Source organism: Enterobacter sichuanensis (assembly GCF_002939185.1).
Taxonomy (GTDB): Bacteria; Pseudomonadota; Gammaproteobacteria; order Enterobacterales; family Enterobacteriaceae; genus Enterobacter; species Enterobacter sichuanensis.
The window spans coordinates 1-2,815 of the sequence record NZ_POVL01000121.1 but is presented as its reverse complement, the minus strand read 5'-3'; the positions used below and the strand labels follow the sequence as shown (position 1 = coordinate 2,815).

General features: G+C 47.4%; 4 protein-coding genes. 3 read left to right on the top strand and 1 reads right to left on the bottom strand.

The window, feature by feature from the left end:
• Nucleotides 1-781 precede the first annotated feature (781 nt).
• On the top strand, nucleotides 782-982 hold the full coding sequence (locus C5687_RS23855; protein ID WP_064138465.1) for an antitoxin VbhA family protein: 201 nt from the start codon (nucleotides 782-784) through the stop codon (nucleotides 980-982).
• Nucleotides 983-1,577: 595 nt separating this feature from the next.
• On the opposite strand, the gene C5687_RS23845 is transcribed toward C5687_RS23855, so the two are convergent.
• Nucleotides 1,578-2,042 (bottom strand): helix-turn-helix domain-containing protein, encoded by a 465-nt coding sequence (locus C5687_RS23845; protein ID WP_230138261.1) that lies wholly within the window; start codon nucleotides 2,040-2,042, stop codon nucleotides 1,578-1,580.
• Nucleotides 2,043-2,199: 157 nt separating this feature from the next.
• On the opposite strand from C5687_RS23845, the gene C5687_RS23840 reads away from it, so the two are divergent.
• On the top strand, nucleotides 2,200-2,430 hold the full coding sequence (locus tag C5687_RS23840) for an AbrB/MazE/SpoVT family DNA-binding domain-containing protein (protein ID WP_064138467.1): 231 nt from the start codon (nucleotides 2,200-2,202) through the stop codon (nucleotides 2,428-2,430).
• Entirely contained in the window at nucleotides 2,427-2,765 is a 339-nt protein-coding gene (locus C5687_RS23835; RefSeq protein WP_064138466.1) for a type II toxin-antitoxin system PemK/MazF family toxin, read from the top strand. The genes C5687_RS23840 and C5687_RS23835 overlap by 4 nt, the downstream gene beginning before the upstream one ends.
• Nucleotides 2,766-2,815 lie beyond the last annotated feature (50 nt).

Here is a 2,815-nt window from a genome sequence, read left to right as displayed (position 1 = left end):
GAACACTTTAAGGTAACTGCTCTACAAGGGAACAGTCACCCGAACTTGTGATGTTAGTTTAGCGTTTTATCGCTATGCGCATCAAGATATTCGCTTGCGATTATTTTATCGCCTCCCTTGTAGAGTTTTTACCGTTGGCTACTGCCAATGGCGATTCGTCGTGTCTTCAGGGATTGGATTCAAGAGAGTAGTTGCTCTGAAGGCGTGGTAGTCGGGTTGAACGGGGAGTTCGTGCATACAGCCCAGCTTGGAGCGAACCACCTAAAAGGAGCCCAGTTGCACGGGAAGGAATGAGAAAACGCCACCTTACGGCGGTCTGCAACGGGTAAACCTCACGGTGGGAACAGGAGAGCGCACGAGGGAGCGACCCATCGGAAACGGTGGGGATCTTTAAGTCCTGTCGGGTTTCGCCACTTCTGATTTGAGCGCCGGAAATCACCTGATTTCTGTGAGGCTCGTCAGGAGGGCGAAGCCTATGGAAAACCGGCAATCCCCCAGACTTTTTTCATGGCTTTCTGTATGAGCTAGTAACGCTCGCCGCAGAGTCATGACCGAACGAAGTGAGTAAATGACCGAGGAAGCGTAATGTCTGTAATGCTGAACAGGGCTCGTATCGCTCGGTACACCATTTTCCACCCTGGTTACACGCTCTGCTGCAACGGTTTCCTGCCGTTTTCCACTTTTGCCTGCATAGCTATACCACGGCAACGTCCGGGCAGGACATGTAAAGTGGTCCCACTTTACGCCTGCCTTATTCGCATGACTGCTCAAAGGAAAACCCATGACTGATGATCGGACACTGCAACTCCGCGTAACCGGGTTCCGTAAAGCTGAGGCCTCTCTCAGGCTTGAAGGTATGGACCCGTCCGGAACCCCGCTTTATGAGTCCGTAAAGGCGCACATTCTTTCCGGAGAGATCACCTACGACGAAGGCCGTGCTGAGATACTGGCTTATCACCAGAAGCGGGCGAACGATAACTGACGCGGGCGGACAGGAAATGTTTTGTGGCCACCGCCGCTTCGCCGGCACCAGAAAACTGTCGGACAAGATGTGTTTTTGGAGTACCGCCGGCACCAAAAACATTTCATCAGGCGCAGCCCGATACCCTGAATTTCGTACGTACGAAATTTTGCTTTTGTTCAGATCGAGGGCAGGATTCGCAAAGTGCTGGCGTTTGCACTCACATCCTTTAGACGTTGCGATGCAGGATAGGGCAGACGCCGCAAAATGACGTCATTTGCGGTATCTGCCCCGAAAACAGAATGTTTTCTCCTGAGCTTGCAGCTGGCTCTCAGAACCCCTACCGCCTCGCAAAGCTCGTTGCTCAACGCCTCACGACCGCACAGTAAACTGTGCACCCGTTCACCGTTATCGATGGGGTTCAGCGAGCCTTTTGAGCAGTTCGCAGGATTTTAGCCGCTAAAATTCCGGCCAGGCATGTTCGTGCATAGCCATGCAGGTGCGCAGAAATCATCAGGCGCGTTTTTTCACGATATGGACAGGGAAAGGTGCCGGAAACGCAGAGGACGCGGCAGAAACGCGCTGAGGGCCTCTGCTGGGGTGCGGCCAAGAGATGTTATGGTAAATTAGTACTTGAGGGCGCATCTTGCAGGTTTGCTAAAATGTCGATGAGTGGTTCTATACCATAGACATTGCTTAACCCCTTATCACCGCTCGACTTCGACCTTATCTTTCTTGTTATTATCTTTTTTTTCAATAACTTATTTATTGTTCTTTGTACTGTTCTTGGATGTTGGTTAATTCTGTCTGCAAGGGTTGATATAGCTGGAAATGCTGGCATATCACCATAGTGGATGAACGAAATCAGATGTATAAGTAGAAGCAGCTCAGTATTATCCAAGCCTAATTTTTTTTGATTATATAACAAAGAGTTAGGTATTGTCGTCCATCCGTAGTTTTCTAAGACTGTAAAACCCCAGCGCCCCGCTAAAATCATTGGTATGCTTTCACGACGAATTTTTTTATCGTTTGATATCATATAGATAAGTGTTAATTTAATTTTTTTTTGAGAAAAAGTCATCGTCACTACTAGATACTAATAAGTAATTATACTTATTAGTATCTAGTAGTGACCCTTTTTAGGGTGGCGTGTACGCCACCCTTATAATGTAGGTGGGTTGGCCTATAAAATACAACCACAGTTTACACATTGTTTATCCATCTGCTTTGGAGGTATTATGACTACGGCTATCGGTAAGTGGGGTAATGGTGCGGGTTTGCGCATTCCTCAGCCGTTCATGAAGCAGCTTGGGCTTAGTATTGGTGATGAGGTTAAATTCCACGTCACGGAGAAAAAATTAGTAATAACTAAGTCTGGCCCAACGCTCGAGGAACTGCTGGGACAGTGCAATCCGGAAAATCGCCATCAGGAATATTTTTGCGAGTCTCAGGGTAAGGAGATGCTGTGACACAATATTGTCCGGCTAGAGGTGATGTGATTTTGTTGGATTTCAATCCTCAATCGGGTCATGAGCAGGCAGGTAAAAGGCCTGCTCTTGTCATTTCTGATGACATGTTTAATCAGGTGACTGGCTTTGCAGTCGTTTGCCCAATCACTAATCAGTCAAAAAATTATCCATTCGAGGTGCCTGTAGTTGGTGCTAAAAAAACTACAGGTGTCATTTTGGCAGATCAGTTCAAGTCTTTGGACTGGAAATCAAGACAAGCGCATACCATTGATGCTGTCTCGGCTGCTACTGTTGAGAGCGTAGTTTCTCTTGTTTCAAAGATAATCAAAGCTTAAAAAAAAGGCCGGCTAGATGCCGGCCTTTCTAAAGTGATCTGCTGGTAACA

Bases quoted from the DNA above. Each gene is read 5' to 3' on its own strand.
- C5687_RS23855 (WP_064138465.1), top strand. From the start codon at position 782: ATGACTGATGATCGGACACTGCAACTCCGCGTAACCGGGTTCCGTAAA.
- C5687_RS23840 (WP_064138467.1), top strand. From the start codon at position 2,200: ATGACTACGGCTATCGGTAAGTGGGGTAATGGTGCGGGTTTGCGCATT.
- C5687_RS23845 (WP_230138261.1), bottom strand. From the start codon at position 2,042: ATGACTTTTTCTCAAAAAAAAATTAAATTAACACTTATCTATATGATA.